The organism is Mesorhizobium xinjiangense, assembly GCF_009749525.1.
Lineage (GTDB): Bacteria > Pseudomonadota > Alphaproteobacteria > Rhizobiales > Rhizobiaceae > Mangrovimarina > Mangrovimarina xinjiangensis.
The window spans coordinates 152,627-169,791 of record NZ_WOAC01000002.1 but is presented as its reverse complement, the minus strand read 5'-3'; the positions used below and the strand labels follow the sequence as shown (position 1 = coordinate 169,791).

14 protein-coding genes are annotated in these 17,165 nt (G+C 66.5%); 7 read left to right on the top strand and 7 right to left on the bottom strand.

Features of this window, described 5'->3' with window-relative positions:
- Nucleotide 1 precedes the first annotated feature (1 nt).
- The 3 genes from GM909_RS03090 to GM909_RS03080 form a co-directional block, all read right to left on the bottom strand.
- Nucleotides 2-1,951, bottom strand: a complete 1,950-nt coding sequence (locus GM909_RS03090) for a molybdopterin biosynthesis protein (protein ID WP_157014740.1) — start codon at nucleotides 1,949-1,951, stop codon at nucleotides 2-4.
- Nucleotides 1,948-3,081: a molybdopterin-binding protein gene (locus tag GM909_RS03085; protein ID WP_157014739.1), complete on the bottom strand. Its 1,134-nt coding sequence runs from the start codon at nucleotides 3,079-3,081 to the stop codon at nucleotides 1,948-1,950. Before GM909_RS03085 ends, GM909_RS03090 begins: the two co-directional genes overlap by 4 nt.
- 62 nt (nucleotides 3,082-3,143) lie before the next feature.
- The gene (locus tag GM909_RS03080; RefSeq protein ID WP_157014738.1) at nucleotides 3,144-4,235 is read right to left on the bottom strand and encodes a COX15/CtaA family protein; all 1,092 of its coding nucleotides are present in this window, start codon (nucleotides 4,233-4,235) and stop codon (nucleotides 3,144-3,146) included.
- Between the two features lie 168 nt (nucleotides 4,236-4,403).
- Here GM909_RS03080 and GM909_RS03075 point away from each other — a divergent pair, with 168 nt between their 5' ends.
- A complete protein-coding gene (locus GM909_RS03075) occupies nucleotides 4,404-4,616 on the top strand; it encodes a DUF2842 domain-containing protein (RefSeq protein WP_157014737.1) in 213 nt (70 codons plus the stop codon).
- A gap of 9 nt (nucleotides 4,617-4,625) precedes the next feature.
- Here the strand turns inward: GM909_RS03075 and GM909_RS03070 are convergent, their stop codons facing one another.
- On the bottom strand, nucleotides 4,626-5,684 hold the full coding sequence (locus tag GM909_RS03070) for a polysaccharide deacetylase family protein (RefSeq protein WP_157014736.1): 1,059 nt from the start codon (nucleotides 5,682-5,684) through the stop codon (nucleotides 4,626-4,628).
- A gap of 87 nt (nucleotides 5,685-5,771) precedes the next feature.
- Here GM909_RS03070 and GM909_RS03065 point away from each other — a divergent pair, with 87 nt between their 5' ends.
- Complete coding sequence (locus tag GM909_RS03065; protein ID WP_157014735.1) at nucleotides 5,772-6,968, top strand: GNAT family N-acetyltransferase; 1,197 nt, start codon at nucleotides 5,772-5,774, stop codon at nucleotides 6,966-6,968.
- A 24-nt stretch (nucleotides 6,969-6,992) separates the two neighbouring features.
- Here the strand turns inward: GM909_RS03065 and GM909_RS03060 are convergent, their stop codons facing one another.
- Nucleotides 6,993-8,813, bottom strand: a complete 1,821-nt coding sequence (locus GM909_RS03060; RefSeq protein ID WP_235911600.1) for a hybrid sensor histidine kinase/response regulator — start codon at nucleotides 8,811-8,813, stop codon at nucleotides 6,993-6,995.
- A gap of 82 nt (nucleotides 8,814-8,895) precedes the next feature.
- Between GM909_RS03060 and GM909_RS03055 the strand changes: the two genes are divergently transcribed.
- Nucleotides 8,896-9,555: a response regulator gene (locus GM909_RS03055; protein WP_157014734.1), complete on the top strand. Its 660-nt coding sequence runs from the start codon at nucleotides 8,896-8,898 to the stop codon at nucleotides 9,553-9,555.
- 84 nt (nucleotides 9,556-9,639) lie between these two features.
- On the opposite strand, the gene GM909_RS03050 is transcribed toward GM909_RS03055, so the two are convergent.
- Together GM909_RS03050 and GM909_RS03045 are read right to left on the bottom strand one after the other, a co-directional pair.
- A complete protein-coding gene (locus GM909_RS03050) occupies nucleotides 9,640-9,855 on the bottom strand; it encodes a hypothetical protein (protein WP_157014733.1) in 216 nt (71 codons plus the stop codon).
- A gap of 183 nt (nucleotides 9,856-10,038) precedes the next feature.
- A complete protein-coding gene (locus tag GM909_RS03045) occupies nucleotides 10,039-12,168 on the bottom strand; it encodes a GumC family protein (RefSeq protein WP_157014732.1) in 2,130 nt (709 codons plus the stop codon).
- A 206-nt stretch (nucleotides 12,169-12,374) separates the two neighbouring features.
- On the opposite strand from GM909_RS03045, the gene GM909_RS03040 reads away from it, so the two are divergent.
- The 4 genes from GM909_RS03040 (at nucleotide 12,375) to GM909_RS03025 (ending at nucleotide 17,100) form a co-directional block, all read left to right on the top strand.
- Nucleotides 12,375-12,935 (top strand): polysaccharide biosynthesis/export family protein, encoded by a 561-nt coding sequence (locus GM909_RS03040; RefSeq protein WP_157014731.1) that lies wholly within the window; start codon nucleotides 12,375-12,377, stop codon nucleotides 12,933-12,935.
- 20 nt (nucleotides 12,936-12,955) lie between these two features.
- Nucleotides 12,956-14,131 (top strand): glycosyltransferase family 4 protein, encoded by a 1,176-nt coding sequence (locus GM909_RS03035; RefSeq protein ID WP_157014730.1) that lies wholly within the window; start codon nucleotides 12,956-12,958, stop codon nucleotides 14,129-14,131.
- A 173-nt stretch (nucleotides 14,132-14,304) separates the two neighbouring features.
- Nucleotides 14,305-15,840, top strand: coding sequence for an undecaprenyl-phosphate glucose phosphotransferase (locus tag GM909_RS03030; RefSeq protein WP_157014729.1), 1,536 nt, complete (start codon nucleotides 14,305-14,307; stop codon nucleotides 15,838-15,840).
- 9 nt (nucleotides 15,841-15,849) lie between these two features.
- Nucleotides 15,850-17,100 carry an O-antigen ligase family protein gene (locus GM909_RS03025; RefSeq protein WP_157014728.1) on the top strand — a complete coding sequence of 417 codons (1,251 nt, stop codon included), beginning with the start codon at nucleotides 15,850-15,852 and terminating at the stop codon, nucleotides 17,098-17,100.
- The last annotated feature ends 65 nt before the right edge of the window (nucleotides 17,101-17,165 follow it).

The following is a 17,165-nucleotide window of genomic DNA, read 5'->3' as shown; positions in this document are numbered from 1 at the left end:
CTCAAGCCGGCCGGAATCCCGCCTCTTCCAGGGCGCTGCGGCATTCGGGCGAATCGAGCGCCTCGAGGAATGCCTTGACTGCCGGTCTCTCCTTGCGCGCCTTGACCAGCGCAAAATCGTAATGCTCCTCGGTGAGTGCGATGAAGCCGAGACCGGCTGCCTCGGCAATCGGGGCGATCGTCACGCCCCAGTCGGCGCGGCCCTGCGCAACCGCTGCGGCAACCGCATTGTGCGAGCGCGGCTGGTTCCAGTAGCCCTCAGGCCGCGCATCGCCGAGAAGGCGATCGATCAGGATGCGGGTGCCCGCGCCCTGGTTGCGGTTGACCATCATGCAGGAAGGATCGGCGAGCGCGGCGCGAATGGCTGCGGCCGCGTCGCGTCCCTCGAAGCGTTCGTCACCCTTGCGAAAGACGACGCCCTGCATGCGCCGCCAGCCCGGCACGAGTTCCAGTTCGTCGGAGAGGAAGGGCGCGTTGTAGCTCTGCGTCTGGTCGTCGAAGAGATGGATCGGCGCCAGATCGCATTCGCCGCGCCGCGCCGCCGCCAGGCCGCCGAGACTGCCGACGGCGATCGAGCGCACGGCGAGCCCCCGGCGCACGAGCGGCGTGAGCACGCGGTCGAGACCCGAGCAATGGCTGCCGATGATGGCAAGGTCGGGCGCGTGCAGATGCGGTGAAAGCAAGGTGATCTCGGCGCGCGCACCCTGCGGCATATGGTCGGCCAGGGCATCGATGCGCAGAAAGCCGTCGGCCTGGCCGAAGGAGGTGATGGCGCCGGAGCCCTTGCCCGTCGGGTAGGCAACGAGCCCGTCCCGCCCCTCGACCAGCGAGACCATGACGAATTCGGTGCGTCCGAGGTCCGATGGAATGCGCACCGGCACCGTCGCGCTCACATGCGCGTCGCTGCGCGGCGGCAGGCCGGCCATGCGGCGCAGCACAGGCACGATCATCGCGTGGAAGGTGAACATGGCCGATGTCGGAAATCCGGGCAGCACGACCACCGGCTTGCCGTCGCACACGGCCAGGCAGAGCGGCTTGCCGGGCTTCAGTGCCACACCGTGGACGAGAATGCCCGGCTGTCCGAGACGCGACAGGATGCGATGCGTCAGGTCGCCCGCCCCCTTCGAGGTGCCGCCCGACAAGATCAGCATGTCGTGCCCGGCGAGCGCGGTCCACATGGCGGCTTCGAGCGCCGCCTCGTCATCGCCGCAGGCGCCGAGGAAGCGGCCCTCGCCGCCGTTCTCGCTGACGGCCGCGGCAAGGATGGCGCCGTTGGTGTCGTAGATGCCGACCGGCGGCAGCGCTTCCCCCGGCTGCACGAGTTCGTCGCCGGTGGACAAGATCGCCACGCTCGGTCGCTTCACGGTCTCGACCGACGCGATGCCGCACGCGGCCAGCATGCCGATCTCGCGCGCCCCAATCGGCGTTCCAGCGCGCAGCAGCGTCTCGCCGCGCGCCATGTCGGAACCGGCAAAGGCGACGAAGCCGCCGGGGGCGATGCTGCGCCGGACCTCGATCGCATCGTCGCCGGCCGGGTCGGTGTGCTCGATCATGATGACGGCGTCGGCGCCGCGCGGCACCGGGCCGCCGGTCGCGATCGGCGTGGCGGTGCCCGGCGTCACCGGCAGCCGGGGCACAACACCGCAGGCAACGCTTTCGTCGTTGAGGGTCAGCCGGCAGGGATTCGCCTCGCCGGCCGCGGCAAGGTCGGCGGAGCGTACGGCGAAGCCGTCGACATTGGCCCGGTCGAAAGGCGGCACGTCGATGGGCACGGCCACATCGTCGGCGAGCACCGCGCCGAGCGCCTCGGCAAGCGGCCGATCTTGCCGCGCCAGTTGGCGCGGGAAAAGCGCGGCCTCGAAGCGGGCCATCGCCGTTTCGGGCGACACGACATCGAGAAACTGATCCTGGGCGCGATCGCCCGAACCGCGCGGCGTGAACTGATCCGTCATGCAAGAGCCTTTTCACGCAACCGAAAGGCGCCGACGACGCTTCCCGCAGAATGGCCTTCGCTGGCGGCGGGCACCAGCAGCCAGGCGTCGGCGGCGCTCAACGCGCCCAGCGGCAGATCGCCGACCGCAAGCGGCATCCAGCCGTCATCGTGCCGCCGGACAAGGGCGACCTCGGCCATGCCGACCGTCGACGTGATCTTGCGCGCCAGCGGCAGCGCGAGCGGCCGCGGCGCGGCTATTGCGGACAGGCGGCGCAAGACGGGATCCACGAGCGCGAGGCAGGCGCCAAAGGCCTGTCCCGGCAGGCCGGGCAGCGCAACGACCAGGCGTTTGCCGGCGCGCGCGACGGCGGTCGTCTGCCCCGGGCTCAAGGCAATGCCGTGAGCGATCAAAGTGCCGTCGGCGGCAAGCGCCTGTGCCGTTTCATCGCTCTTGCCTGCGCCGGTTCCCCCGACGAGAACGACCAGATCGGCTTCGCCCGACCGCAATGCCTTGGCGATCGATGGCGCATCACGGTCGCAGGGTTCGACCGGCAGGCAGTAGGCGCCCTGGCTGGACAGCCAATCAAGGACAAGCTGCGCCGTCGGCCCGCCCGCGCCCGACGCCACGTCTACGATCCGCACGACGGGCCGGCGCACGCTCAGCGCGTCGACGCCATGGCTGCGCGCCAAGAGGAGATCGATCGCGGCAATCCGTCGGCCCGCCTCGAGCAGCGGACGGCCGGCGGCGAAATCCTCACCCGCCCGGCGCACCCCCTGCCCCGGCGCTGCTTCGCCGATTGCCTGCCAGTGCGCTCCGGCCCGTTCCACCAGCGAAGGGTCGAGCACGCAATCGCAGCCCTCCGGCAGCGTTTCGCCGGCCTCCACCCAGACGGGCGGCGCCGCGAGCGGCAGCGGGGAGAAGGCGGACGATCCGGTCAGGTCGAGCGAGCGAAAGGCCCAGCCGTCGATCTCAGCACGGTTCGCCGGCGGCAGCGGCGGCAATTCTTCCTGCCGGTCGGAGGCGACGCAGCCGACGGCATCGGCCAACGACACCAATTCCGGCTCCACCGGCGCCAGCCCTTCGAGCAGGCCGGCCAGTGCGGTTTCCAGCGGCGTCAGGGCGCCGGCTGCGGCATGCGGTTCCAACATGCCGTCTACACTGCGCAATCCGCTCCCATTTGCAAGCGCGGCGAAGGCGCAATGCCCGGCATTCAGTTTCGCACCTCGACACCGGTGGGAACGGGATAGCTGCCCCTCGTGCCGCGCCAATGGGCGGCGGCGAATATGAGCACGGCGAGCGCGCCGCCCTGGTGCAGAAGGGCCCAGCCCAGCGGCACATGCATGACTAGGGTGGCGACACCGATCGCCGCCTGGACAAGGACGAGATGAAACAGGACAAGCGCGCGGCGGGCATGGGTCGTGCCGGGCTCGGCGCGGCGCACGGCGATCATGTGCCAGAGCGCCAGGATCAACACCAGATAGGCCATGCAGCGGTGGACGAACTGCACCGTCTTCGGGTTCTCGAACAGGTTGAGCCAGACCGGCTGAAGAACGCCCAGCCCTGCAGGCACCAGACCGCCATCCATCAGCGGCCAGGTGTTGTAGGCAAGCCCTGCATTGAGCCCGGCGACGAGGCCGCCGAGATAGATCTGGACGAGAGCGGCGACGACGAGGATGCCCGCAAAACGCCGTGTATCGGCGCGCGCAGGGCCGGCGCTGTGCGGCGCCAGCCCGCGTGCCACGACCACGATGGCGGCAATGATGATGCAGGCGATGGTGAGATGCGTCGCCAGGCGGTACTGGCTGACATCGACCCGCCCGACGAGGCCCGAGGCGACCATCCACCAGCCGATTGCCCCTTGCAGGGCGCCGAGCGCCAGAATGCCGAGCAGCTTCGGCCCCAGCCCGTTCTCGATGCGGCCGGTCAGCCAGAAGAAAGCCAGCGGCAGCGCGAAGACGAAGCCGACGCCGCGCGCCAGGAGGCGGTGGGCCCACTCCCACCAGTAGATCGTCTTGAACTCGTCGAGGCTCATGCCCTTGTTGATCTGCTGATATTGCGGGATCTGGCGGTACTTGGCGAGTTCGTCCTGCCATTCCGCCTCGCTGAGCGGCGGGATCACGCCATGGATCGGCTTCCACTCGGTGATCGACAGGCCGGATTCGGTCAGCCGCGTCGCGCCGCCGACAAGCACCAGCGCGATCAGCACCAGAACGACGAGATAGAGCCAGCCGCGCGCCAGGGCGCGGTTGTGTTCGGTTCGGGCGATCACGTCGCCAAGGTCGGGCGCGGCGGTTACGGCCATGCGATGTCTGCCTCGGAAAGCTTGTCTCGGAGCGGATAGGTGTACCATTGCGCGCGCCCTGGCAAGCTTGCGCGCCGCGCGACACGCCGTCGCGGAGCTTCGAATCGGCAAAACGGACTTGCCATCGCCGGCCGGGGGCGCAATACCGGCGACGAAAGGAACCCGCCCATGCCGCTGAGGCTGAAAAAGCTGATCGGCACCATCCTTCTGGTGCTGCTGGTCATCGTCTACGCTCTGCTCGCCACCGCCTTCGCGACGGCCAAGCTCGGCGAGGCGGGCGCGTTGGTGCACCTTGCCTATTTCCTCTTTACCGGCCTGTTGTGGATCCTGCCGGCCATGGCGATCATCAAATGGATGGTCGGCCCGCCACCGCAAGCGTGACCGGCGCGCCTATACGGTGACCACCCGGCGGCCGCGATTGGCCATCGGCGTGGTGATGCCCGACAGCATCGTGTCGATGTGACGGACGTTCTGGTGGCGGCCGTTGACCGAAATGCGCGGCAATGCATGCAGGTGGTCGGCGTGCTCGGCGTGGATCAGCCCGTGCCGCGTGGTCACCGCGGTGGCGAAGCCTGCCTCGCCGGCAAGGCGCGCCTCGCGCTCGCCGGCCGCCGCCGCATAGCCATAGGGAAAGGCCAGATGACGCGGTGCTGAACCGAGCCTTTCCTCCAGGATCGCCCGGCTGCGCGCGAGTTCCTGTGCCGCCCCGTCTTCGCTCAAGCGCTTCAGATTGCGATGATGCACGGTGTGGGCGCCGATCGTCACCAGCGGATGGCGGGCGATGTCGGCGATCTGGCGCCAGTCCATCAGCCGTCCATGCATGAAGGCGGCGCAGTCGATGCCGGCCGAACGGGCGAGCGCCAGAACGGCCGCGTGCTGGTCGGCTTCGGGCACATTGCGGGTGAGATGATCCTGGATGATGCGATTGGCCTTGCGCTTGCCGGCCAGCGTCGAGCAATCGAGGCTGCGCATTCCTTCCGCACCCGGCAGGTCGACCCGATCGAGCCGGGCAACCACCTCCTCGACAACCTCCCACCACAGCACCGCATCACCGTCGATGAGCCCCGGCGCGACATAGATGGTCAGCGGAGCCCCGTGCCGTTCCAGGACCGGCAAGGCTTCAAGCAGATTGTCGCGATAGGCGTCGTCGGCGGTAAAGGCGACGAAGCGCGCGCCGCCACCGGCCGAGCGAACGCGCTCCAGGGCCTCGTCCATGGAGGCAAAAAGATAACCCTGGTGCCGCAGATGAGACAGCAGCCGGTCGAGAAAGTCGGGGTCTATGACAAGATGATCGTTGGCGCCGATGCGTGTTTCAGGCGTGGCGGTGACGCTGTGCAGCATCATGATCGCGCCGAGACCGCCAAAATGCGGTCGCGCCAGAGACGCCAGGCCTCCCGTTCCGGCCAGGCCGAGCGCCATCTCGTGCATCCATCTGCGCCCGTCGATCATTCCTTCACCTTTTCTGCCTAGCGTCGCGCTGCCGTCCTTCCGGCGGCAGGCTTCACACCCACCGACTTACAAGGGAAGGCTGAATGCATGGTTGACGCACAAGCGGCGCTGACGGCTCCAAGAACCGGAACGACCCGCGCCAGAGCATTGCCTGAAAGCCGCGCGGGCGAGGTGAGCGTGAACGTGGCCTCGGGTCCGCCGGCCCTTGAGGCCTATCGCGCCCTTTCGCGTAACGCCGTCTTTGCGCCGCCGCAAAACCCGCACTGGGTCGAATGCTGGACGCGGGAAGTCAACGGCGACTGCGCGATCGCAACCATCGTGGTCGATGGCAGGGCGGCATTCGCACTGGCTCTCGAAATCGTGCCATTCGGCCCGCTGACGATCGCCCGTTTCATGGGCGGCTCCCATGCCAACGGCAATTTCGCGATGACCGTGCCTGGCACGGCGACGCCTGCGCCTCAGTCACTCAAGTCCGCGCTGGTCGCCGCGTTTCGCCATGCGCGCCCGGATATCGACATGCTGTGCCTGGAGCGCCAGGTCCCTGGGCTGCATGGTGCGGCCAATCCGCTTGCCGTACTGTCTACGGGCCCAAGCCCCAATCCGGCACTGGCGGTCGACCTGTCCGGCGGCTTCGAGGCCGTGCTTGGACAGCGCAACGCCTCGCGCAAGCACAAAAAACATCGCTCGCAAACACGCAAATTCGAAGCGGCAGGCGGCTGCGCACTAGTCCGGCCCGGCAGCCGCGACGAGTCCGACAGGCTGTTGCGGGCCTTCTTCGACATGAAATCGACCCGCTTCGCCGACAAGGGCATCGACAACGTCTTTGCCGATGCGAAGGTTCAGGCGTTCTTTTTCGACCTGTTCGGGCGGTGCGCCGGGCAAGACCGTCCGCAATTTCTGCTCCGCGGGCTCGAGATCGGCGGCAAGCTGCGCGCGGTAAACGGCTGCAGCCGCACGGCCGACAGTCTCGTTTGCGAGTTCGGCACCTTCCGCATTGACGAGCTTGCCTCGGCGAGCCCCGGCTCCTTCCTTGATTTCGAATGCATTCAGGCCGCCTGCGCGGAAGGACTGTCGATTTACGACTTCAGCGTCGGCGACGAGCCCTACAAGCGTCAGTGGTGCGATATCGAAACGCATCATTTCGACATCATGCTCGGGCTTTCGGTCGCGGGGCGCACCGCAGCGGGGTTGATGCGCGCCAATGCGGCAGCCAAGCGCCGCATCAAGGCAAGTCCCGCGCTCTGGTCCCTGGTCAAGCAACTGCGAAAGCTGCGCGGCGCCTGACATCTCAGGCCGCCTGCTGCAGCATCACGAGGCGGGCTGAGACGTACTCGCCGTCAGCGGAGGGAAGACCGCCACCTGGATGGCTTTGCGCAGCGCCTCCCCGTCCACCGGCTTGTGCAGCACCGTGTGGCCGCTGGCCATGATATCCCGCAACCGGGCTGGCGACGTATCGCCGGTCATTATGATCGCTGGAACGGAACGGCTCAGATGGCGGTCGAGAACGCGCACCGCATCCAGGCCGGTGCTGTCGGGGCCGAGCCGGTAGTCGACGAGCAGCAGGTCGATCTCGGCGGGCTCGCCACCGCCTTCGGCCGCAAGCGCGCGCACGACCTCGTCCGCCGACCGGCCCGCATAGACGCGGTGGCCCCAGAGCCCCAAAAGGTCGGCCAGCGCATCGAGCACATCGCGCTCATCGTCGATCGCCACGATGGCCAGCGGCCTGTCCGTGGCCGACGGCGCGGTCCGGTACCGTTCGACCGGCATGCGGACGAGCGGCACGGTCACCGAGAACATCGTGCCCTTTCCCGGGGTCGAGACCAGCCTGATCCGGTGACCGAGGAGCTGCGCCGTTCGCCGCACGATCGAGAGCCCCAGCCCCAGCCCCTTTTCACGATCGCGCTCGGGATTGTGAAGCTGATAGAACTCGTCGAAGATCGCCGACTGCTGGTCCGCCGGGATGCCTATGCCGGTGTCGTAGACCTGGATCTCGATCTCCGCCCCTCTCCTGCGGCAGCCCAGCAGGACCCGGCCTTCCGGCGTGTAGCGGAAGGCATTGGACAGGAGGTTGCCGAGGATGCGCTTCAGCATCATCGGGTCGCTGTCCACAAAGGCGCTGCTACCGACCGCACGCCAGTCAAGGCCGCATTCCTCGGCCATGCCGGAATATTCGGTACGCAAACCGTTTATCAGGTCGCGCAGGCAGACCGGCTCGCGCGCCGGCGTGGCGACGCCGGCATCGAGGCGCGAAATGTCGAGCAGGGAATCGAGCAATCCGGCAAGGTTCGATGTCACCGATTTCGTCCGTGCCGCCAGGCTGCGCGCATCCTCGGCGCGCACGTCGCCGCGTTCGGCCAGTGCGCCGAAGGTGGTGTTGAGCAGGCCAAGCGCATGGATCGGCTGGCGCAGATCGTGGCTGGCCGCGGCCAGGAAGCGGGTCTTGGCGCGGTCTGCCGCCGCGGCCGCGTCGCGCTCCTTTTCGAGGCTTTCGATCAGACCCTCGTTCTCGAAGCGCAACCTGATCGTTTCGTAGAGGGACCAATAGGTGTTGCGGCAGTAGTAGAGATTGACGCCGGCAAGGCAGGCAAGAAAGAACAGATAGGCGTGGTAATCCTCTCCCTCGCCCGCGATGCAGCGCAGCACGGCCGGTGTGAGCATGGCGGCGATCGAACCGAGATAGGCCGGAGGAAATGCCGACAGCGAGGGGATCGCGCCGCACAACAGGCCGGTCAACACCACCACGGTGAAGGTGAACAGATGAGGCGTACCGGGATCGAAACCGACCCAGCCGACCGCGCCCCACAGCATGCTGGAGACCCAGGAAAAGCCAGCGGCCAGCCACGCCCAATGCATCGCCGAGCCGGCGATCGATTGCCGCCTGGCGAAAAGGCGGATGGCCAGGAGACGGACCGTGGTAACCGCCACCATTGCGGCAAGCCAGTTGACGAGCCACGTCCGGGGAACCGCATCGCGGAAGATATAGGCCACAACGAACGGTATGGCGAAATTCGCGAAGATGATCGCCCTGGACTGGCGATAAAGGAACTCAATGAGCGCGTCGCGAATCTTTACGTTGTGCACAGTGCCCCACGCTGCAAAATCGTCCGTCTCGAAATCTATGGCGTTCATACGTAACTTGCTGAACCAGCAGCCAGCCTATATAGCGTCAAAATCCAATTCACCACTGCGCCCCCCGGAACTCGTGCACAGAATGCGCCAGCCCATAACGGCAGTGATCGCCGACGATCATGCCATCGTCCGCGACGGATTGCGGCTCCTCTTGTCCGCCATCGGCGCGGTGAGTGTCGTGGGAGAGGCCCGCGATGCGCAGAGCCTCGTCCCGCTGCTCGACGAGACGAAGCCGGGCCTGCTGATTCTCGACCTTGGCATGCCCGGCTTTCCGGGTTTCCAGTTCATCGAGGAAATGCGCACGCGACATCCGCAAACCCGGATCCTGGTTCTTTCGGCCAATGTCGAGCCGCGGTCGGTCAGGGCGGCACTTGCCGCCGGCGCCAGCGGATATGTGGCCAAGGACGGTGCCTCGGACGAAATCGCCGCCGCCATCGAGGCAATCCGCACAGGCGAGACCTATGTGGCCGAAAGCCTGCGCTTTGCCGTTGACAACCAAGGCGATGCCAGGGCGGTGGAACCCGCCGCCGGAATCCCGGCCCATGTTTCGCTGTCTCGCCGCGAGCAGCAGATTCTGGCGTTCATTTCGCATGGCGTCACCTCGCAGGCGATTGCCGACCGTCTCGGCATCAGCCCCCTTACGGTGCGCAAACATCGCGAGAACCTGATGCGCAAGCTCGACCTGCACAGCAGCGCCGAGCTTGCCGCCTATGCGGTCAGGCTCGGGCTGCCGGCCGGTTGAAGGCGGAGCGTGCCCCGCCTTCAAATGGACATCCGGCATGGCGTCAGGCGTCTCCCGAGTCGCCTGGCGCAGGCCGATGTCCCATCAGGATCCGCACATAGGAGACAAAGATTTAGGACACCACCTGCGCACAAAGGTTCTCCGCACCGGTCCCTTGGCCAGAATGATGCTCTCCTGCGCGGCGGCCTTCGCCGCGACGGTGTCCTTGGCCAGCCCGGCGGTACCGGCCGGCACCGCCGCGCTTGCCGCACCGGACAACGCCAGAGACATGCCCATGGCGATCAGTATTTTTCTGGTCATTGCATTTCCTTCCATTTGTCTTGTCAGACACATGGCGCATTGTGAGGGCGCGTGAAAACGCCCGGCCCGCCCGCACCCATGACGGCTTGGCGGCAGAAGCTAGAGAAGGGCGAGGGGAAATGGCATACGGCAAATGCCGTATTTCGACAGACGAGAGTGCTTTAGCGTTAAGAAATCGTCGCTTCAGGCAAGTGGCGCCGATCGCGACCGGGCCGTGTCATGCGGCGCGGGATTGGCATTGGCGCCCGGCAATACCAGAGCGGCCCTGCCGAAGCCCTCCGCCACAAGCGTCCTTGCCGCCGCGACCACCGTCTCGTCCAGGTCGTCGATGGCGCTCAGCATCACTTCCGCGCCGTCGCCGACAACCCGCCGCAGCCGCGCGGCATCGACCTCCCCGCATTCTATGACGACGAGATCGTACGCCGTCGTCAGGGACTGCAGGACGATCGGCAGCCGGTCGATCGCCCGCATGGCTTCGGCAGCATCGCCGCGGCCGGCCGGAATGACGTGGCAATGCGAGTAAAGGTCGGCATGGATGATCTCGCCGAAGGAGGCCTCGGCGCACAGGAGATCGGTAATGCCCTTCGGCGCCGCGCCGTCGAGCATGGCGGACGAGGCCGCACCCGATGTCGTCAGGTCGAGCAAGAGCACGCGCAGGCCGGCATCGGCGGCCTCGCGCGCCACCATGGCGGAGACCGCGGCGGCTTCGTCGCCTTCGGGCGAGACGAAGACGGCGCGTGGCGATCCCTTCTCGGCGAGGCGCCGCGCGGCCGCGGATACGGACAAACGCCCCGGCCCGTCATGGTTGCCGGCACCAGCCGAATATGCGCCGCTCGATGCCCTCCCCGCACCATTCTGAGCCGGGAGGGGCATGACGATCTGCGCCACCGCGGGCGCGGCCGACGGGCGCGGCGCGGGACGCATGGCGCGACCCGAAAACAGCTCTGCCAGCAGCGTCGCGACCGCCATCAGAAGAAGCGACCCGGCAAAGGCCGCACCGGCGATCGGCACGGGCTTGGGGAAATAGGGCTCGGCCGGCACCGTGGCGCGCGAGAAGATGCGCGCATCGACCGGCAGGTAGCTGCGGTCCTGGCGCGAGACGGCCTCGCGGTAGCGCGCGAGATAGGTTTCGAGAAGCTGGCGCTGCGCGGCCGCTTCGCGCTCCAGCGCCCTGAGCCCGACCTCTTCCTGGGCGACGCGGTTCGATTCGACCTTCAGCCGATCGAGCTCGGCGACGAGCTCGGTTTCGCGCAGCGCCGCCGCCCTGGCCTCCGTCTCGAGGCCCTTGAGCACCTTCTCGGCTTCGGCGCTTATCTGCCGGTCGAGATCGGCGAGCTGCGACCGCAGCGCCCGGATGCGCGGATGATTGCCGAGCAGCGTGGCCGACAGATCGGCAATCTCTGCCTTGAGCTGGACCTGGCTCTCGCGCAGCCGCTGCACGAGCCCGTTCGACAGGACCTCCGGCAGGGAATCGATCGGCGCACCCGCCGCGAGCGCGTCGCGAACGGCGCGCGAATCCGCCTCGGTTGCCGCACGATTGGCACGCACACGCGACAGTTCGCTCGACAGTTCGGACAGTTGCTGCGTAGCGAGCGCCGAATTGTTGTTGCCGATCAGGAGATCGGAGCTGGCGCGAAAATCGGCCACCTTCGCTTCGGCGTCGCTCACCTGGGCCCGCAATTCGGCGATTTCCGGTTGCAGCCATTCGGTCGCGTCGGCGTTGGACTGCAGTTTCGCGCCCTGCTGCATGGCCAGATAGGCATCCGCCACGGCGTTGGGCACGAGCGCGGCGAGTTCGGGGTTTTCGGAGGAAAACTCGATGACGATGACGCGCGATCCCTCGACCTTGTAGACCGTCAGTTGCTCGCGAAACGCCTGCAGCACGCGTTCTTCTTCGGGAACATCCGCATTGCCATCCTTCAGCCCGGCAACGCCCAAGAGGCGCGACACAAGCGACGTGTCGTCGGCGGCGTTGAATTCCGCCCGCCCGGCCAGATCGAGCTCGGCGGCGACGGTCTTCAACAGATCGCTCGAGGTGATGATCTGGACCTGGCTGGTCACGCCCTGGTCGTCGAGCACCGGCGAGGCGGCGCCTGCCGTCTCCTGCGGCCGCGTGAACACCGATTCCCGGGTCTCGATGACGATGCGCGTTTCGGCTTTGTAGTGGCGCGTCGCCATCGTGGCGAGCATGAAGGCCACCGCCGCGACGCTTAGGGTGACGACCAGGATGCGCAGCCAGTGCGCGCCCAGGCTTGCAAACAGCGCCCGGACGTCGATGTCGATATCCTGGTCGTGGCTTTGAACGCCGGCCATGCGATGGAGCTCCCGATAATCGGGCGCAAGCCTAAACCGGCATGGTAACCGGCCGGTTAATCGCCGCCCCTTCGCGTCAAGCACACGAATCCGTCCATACACGACGAGCCGCCCCTTTACCGCGCATTAACCCTGACGACCGGATAACGGGGCCGATCACGCGTCCTTGGGGGGCCGCGACATTCAGGGGTAGGCAACGCTTGACCATGCGCCCAACATTGAGATCGGCAGCGCTGCTGGCCGTGCTTGCGGCGTCCGGGTGCTCGGGCTACCGGCCGGCGCCGGCGGCTTTTCACGAATCGCTGACGCAGTCCTATGTCATCGATTCCGGCGACCGCATTCGCGTCACCGTGTTCGAACAGGAGGGGCTGACCAACAGCTACAGCGTCGACCAGGCCGGGTATATCGCGTTCCCGCTTGTCGGATCGATCGCCGCACGCGGCCATACCGCCGATCAGATCGAAACGCTCATCGCCGACAAGCTGCGCAAGGGGTATCTGCGCGACCCCGACGTCTCCGTCGAGATCGACCGCTACCGTCCCGTCTTCGTGATGGGCGAGGTGGGCGCTGCCGGCCAGTACGCCTATGTGCCGGGTCTCACCGTCTACAAGGCCGTCGCCATGGCCGGCGGGTTCTCGCCGCGCGCCAACCAGGGCGATGTCGACATCACCCGGGACATCAACGGCAAGGTCATGAACGGCCGGGTGCCGACATCCGACCCGGTACTGCCCGGCGACACGATCTATGTTCGCGAACGTCTGTTCTGACCACGGCGGGGCGGGGAAACGTGGAAGGCAAACTGCGCATCGTACACTGCTTCCGCTCGCCGATCGGCGGCATCTTCAGGCATGTGCGCGACCTGTGCGCCGCGCAGGCCGCTGCCGGACACGATGTCGGAATCGTCTGCGATTCCTCGACCGGCGGCGCCTATGAGGACGCGCTTTTCAGACAGATCGAGCCGACCGTATCGCTGGGCGTGTGGCGCACCCCCATGCAGCGCCAGATCGGACCCGGCGACCTCGTCGCGGCCCGGCACACCTTCACGATCCTCAAGCAATTGCGGCCCGATATATTGCACGGACACGGCGCCAAGGGGGGCTTTTATTCACGCCTGTTCGGCTCCTGCCTGCGGGTTTCCAGGGTTCGCGCCGCCCGCCTCTATTCCCCCCATGGCGGCAGCCTGCACTACGATGCAGCAACGCTGTCGGGTCGCTTCTATTTCCTGCTTGAGCGTATGCTGGGGCATCTGAGCGACCATGTGCTGTTCGTCTCGCGCCACGAGATGGAGACCTATCGCCGCAAGATCGGCACGCCGGCCTCGCCTTACAGCGTCGTCTATAACGGATTGGCGGCAAGCGAGTTCGAACCCGTGCCGCTGGCGCCGGATGCGGCCGATTTCCTCTATATCGGCATGATGCGCGACCTGAAGGGCCCGGACATCTTCATCGAGGCGCTGGCAAGGACACAGGAGGCACTCGGGCGCCCGCTCAGCGCCGCCATGGTGGGCGACGGCGACGGCCTGCCGCGCTATATCGAACGGGCCCGGGAACTCGGGCTTGCCATCCGCTTCTTCAAACCCATGCCGGCACGCGACGCCTTCGCGCTGGGGCGCATGATCGTGGTGCCGTCGCGCGCCGAGGCGATGCCCTATATCGTCCTGGAGGCGCTGGCTGCCGGCAAGCCGATGATCGCAAGCGCCGTCGGCGGCATTCCCGAAATCTTTGCCGGCCACGCGAGCGGCCTGATCGAGCCGGATGTCGCCGATTTGAGCGCGCGCATGGCACACGCACTCAGCGACGAGGCCGCTTTTGCCGCTGCCATGCCGCCGGCGGACAGTCTGCGCTCGCGTTTCGGCGCCGACGTCATGGCGGCGCGCATTGAGGACATCTACCGCGGCACCCTTCCCCCGGCGCGCCTGAAACCGACCCGTCGGCCGCAGGACGCCTCGCAGCCGGCGGAATGATTAAAAATCGCCGCTTTGTCTTGAGCGCCGTTTAACCAACCCTGCCAGATCCGCTGCCTCAACGGCGGCGTTCGCATCGCCACCCCCGCGCCATCAATGGTTTCTTAGCGTGCCGGCGCTAGGCCGATCTCAATGCGGACGAACGATTGCGGTTTGCCGCGGAGGGCGGGACAATGAACACAATCGATCCGGCGACCCGGTTCGAGACGGATTCCAAACGTCATCATGACAATGACGAGCCGACGGCGGATGACGGCGGGCTGAGCCCGGACGCGCGCCAGGTCGCCCGGCACTATCGCCGCGATACCTTGTCGCCCATCATGGTCAGCGGCGTGCTGCGCATCCTCGAATGTGCGCTATTCCTGCTTCTGGGCGGCGCCATCCAGGCCGTCTATGTCGGCTATATCCCTGAAATGGCGTGGGAATATGCGATCGCGATATGTGCCGGATCGCTGATCGCGGTTGTCCTGCTGGAGATGATCGACGCCTATCAGATGCCGGCGCTGCACAACCCGCTCGGCCATGCCGGCAGGATCATTCTCGTCTGGACGGCGACCTTCGCATTGCTGGCGCTCGCCGGCGTCCTGTCGAAGACGGCGCAGGAGTTTTCGCGCGTCTGGTTCGCTGGCTGGTATTTGTGCGGACTGGCGAGCCTGTTTGCCATCCGGCTCGTCGTCTCCGGCGTCCTCCGCCGCTGGACGCGCAACGGACGCATGGAAAGGCGCGCCGTGATCGTCGGCGGCGGCACGGCTGCCGAGACGCTCATTCGCTCCATCGAGCAGCAACCCTTCAACGATATCCGCATCTGCGGCATCTTCGACGACCGCGACAACCGACGCTCGCCACCGATCGTGGCCGGCTATCCCAAGCTCGGCACCATCGCCCAGCTCGTCACCTTCGCCCGCATCGCGCGCATCGACATGCTGATCGTCTCGCTGCCGATCACGGCGGAGGCGCGGGTTCTGACGATGCTGAAGAAGCTCTGGGTATTGCCGATCGACATAAGGCTGTCGGCGCATTCGAGCGAATTGCGCTTTCGCCCGCGCGCCTATTCCTTCATCGGCGCGGTGCCGCTGCTCGACATATTCGACAGGCCCATCAACAATTGGGACCGGGTGGCCAAGCGCGCCTTCGACATCGCCTTCTCGCTCCTCGGGATTGTCGTCTTCTCGCCGGTGATGCTGGCCACGGCCATCGCCATCAAGCTCGACAGCAAGGGCCCGATCCTGTTTCGCCAAAAGCGGCACGGCTTCAACAACGAGGTGATCGAGGTCTTCAAGTTCCGCTCGATGTATGTCGACGAGTGCGATCCGAGCGCCAAGCAGTCGGTCACCCGCAACGACCCGCGGGTCACACGGGTCGGACGCTTCATCCGGAAAACCTCGATCGACGAGCTGCCGCAATTCTTCAACGCGCTCTTCGGCGGCCTGTCGCTGGTCGGCCCGCGCCCACACGCCGTCGCCGCGCAATCGCACAACAGGCTCTACACGGAAGTGGTCGACGGCTACTTCGCGCGCCACCGCGTCAAGCCGGGCGTGACCGGCTGGGCGCAGATCAATGGCTGGCGCGGCGAACTCGACACCGACGAGAAGATCCGCAAGCGCACCGCCTACGACCTCGACTATATCGAGAACTGGTCGCTGTGGCTGGACCTGAAGATCCTGTTCCTGACGCCGATCCGGCTGGCCAACACGGACAACGCGTACTGAGTGGGCCAATTGAGCGCAATCAGCCGACACATGCCGCGACAGGCGGTCGACGCCAAGCTCGTCTCGATGATCGCGGCGGCCGCGCTGGCGCTCGGCGTGCTCCTGTCCGGATTCGTCATCTCCGAGCCCGCGCCCTACGAGCTCTACATGATCGCCCTGATCGGCGCGTGGTCGCTCTTCGGGCTGAAACTGTCGCGCGCCGCCTCACCGCTCATTATCCTGCTCGTCATCTTCAACATCGGCGGTATGGCGGCCATGACGCAGATGAGCGCGCTCTACGAGACGCCGCTTTATCTCGCCGTATCATTGTTCCTGGCCCTGACGGCGATCTTCTACGCCGCCGTGTTGGAAGCCAGGCCGGCCCTCTACGGGGTTGTCGTCGGGGCGTGGACGGCCGCGGCCGTGGGAACCGCATTCTTCGGCATATTGGGCTATTTCCACGCCTTTCCCGGCGCCGAGATGTTCACCAGATATGACCGCGCCGCCGGCGTCTTCGAGGATCCCAATGTCTTCGGCCCCTTCCTCGCCCTGCCCGGCCTGGTCCTGCTCCACCGCATCCTGACCGGCCCCCTCTCCCGCATTCCGCTCTATCTTCTGCCGCTCGGTGTCATCGTCTTCGGGCTTTTCCTCTCCTTTTCACGCGGTGCCTGGGGCCTCTTCGTATTCGCCGCCCTCATGCTGACATTCATCCTGCTCGTCAGGCATCGCAGCGGCGCCTTCCGCATGCGTATCCTCCTGATGTGCCTCGTTGCCGCAACTGTGTTGATCATCGGCCTGGCGATCGCATTGCAGATTCCGGCCATATCCGACCTGTTCCTTGTCCGCGCCCAGCTCGTCCAGGACTATGACGGCGCGCGGCTCGGGCGCTTTGCGCGCCACATCATCGGGTTCCAACTCGCCATGGAGCGGCCGCTGGGCATCGGTGCGCTGGATTTCGGCCGGCTCTACGGCGAAGACACGCACAATATCTGGCTGAAGGCGCTGCTCGATTACGGCTGGGCCGGCTTTGCCGCCTATTTCACCCTGATCGTGTGGACGCTCGGCGCCGGCGGGCGCATCCTGATGCGCGAGCGGCCCTGGCAGCCCTATCTCTTGTGCGCCTATATCGTGCTCATCGGCCACATCCTGCTCGGCACTGTCATCGACACCGATCACTGGCGGCATTTCTACCTGCTATTGGGCATGGTTTGGGGCGCGATCGCCCTGGAAGCGCGCCATCAGCACGATGCGGTCGCAAGCCGTGCGATGGCGCCTGCCTGAGAGGTTCGTGAGAGGTTGTCGCGATATCGGTCAGATTTCGATTGACCGGCCGCGTCAAGTGGCGA

What these genes read in the sequence shown, in the direction of transcription:
- GM909_RS03045 (WP_157014732.1), bottom strand. Translation starts at nt 12,168, where the DNA reads ATGGCCGGCGTTCAAAGCCACGACCAGGATATCGACATCGACGTCCGG.
- GM909_RS03090 (WP_157014740.1), bottom strand. Translation starts at nt 1,951, where the DNA reads ATGACGGATCAGTTCACGCCGCGCGGTTCGGGCGATCGCGCCCAGGAT.
- GM909_RS03070 (WP_157014736.1), bottom strand. Translation starts at nt 5,684, where the DNA reads ATGATCGACGGGCGCAGATGGATGCACGAGATGGCGCTCGGCCTGGCC.
- GM909_RS03030 (WP_157014729.1), top strand. Translation starts at nt 14,305, where the DNA reads ATGAACACAATCGATCCGGCGACCCGGTTCGAGACGGATTCCAAACGT.
- GM909_RS03040 (WP_157014731.1), top strand. Translation starts at nt 12,375, where the DNA reads ATGCGCCCAACATTGAGATCGGCAGCGCTGCTGGCCGTGCTTGCGGCG.
- GM909_RS03055 (WP_157014734.1), top strand. Translation starts at nt 8,896, where the DNA reads ATGCGCCAGCCCATAACGGCAGTGATCGCCGACGATCATGCCATCGTC.
- GM909_RS03065 (WP_157014735.1), top strand. Translation starts at nt 5,772, where the DNA reads ATGGTTGACGCACAAGCGGCGCTGACGGCTCCAAGAACCGGAACGACC.
- GM909_RS03060 (WP_235911600.1), bottom strand. Translation starts at nt 8,813, where the DNA reads ATGAACGCCATAGATTTCGAGACGGACGATTTTGCAGCGTGGGGCACT.
- GM909_RS03050 (WP_157014733.1), bottom strand. Translation starts at nt 9,855, where the DNA reads ATGACCAGAAAAATACTGATCGCCATGGGCATGTCTCTGGCGTTGTCC.
- GM909_RS03075 (WP_157014737.1), top strand. Translation starts at nt 4,404, where the DNA reads ATGCCGCTGAGGCTGAAAAAGCTGATCGGCACCATCCTTCTGGTGCTG.
- GM909_RS03080 (WP_157014738.1), bottom strand. Translation starts at nt 4,235, where the DNA reads ATGGCCGTAACCGCCGCGCCCGACCTTGGCGACGTGATCGCCCGAACC.
- GM909_RS03085 (WP_157014739.1), bottom strand. Translation starts at nt 3,081, where the DNA reads ATGTTGGAACCGCATGCCGCAGCCGGCGCCCTGACGCCGCTGGAAACC.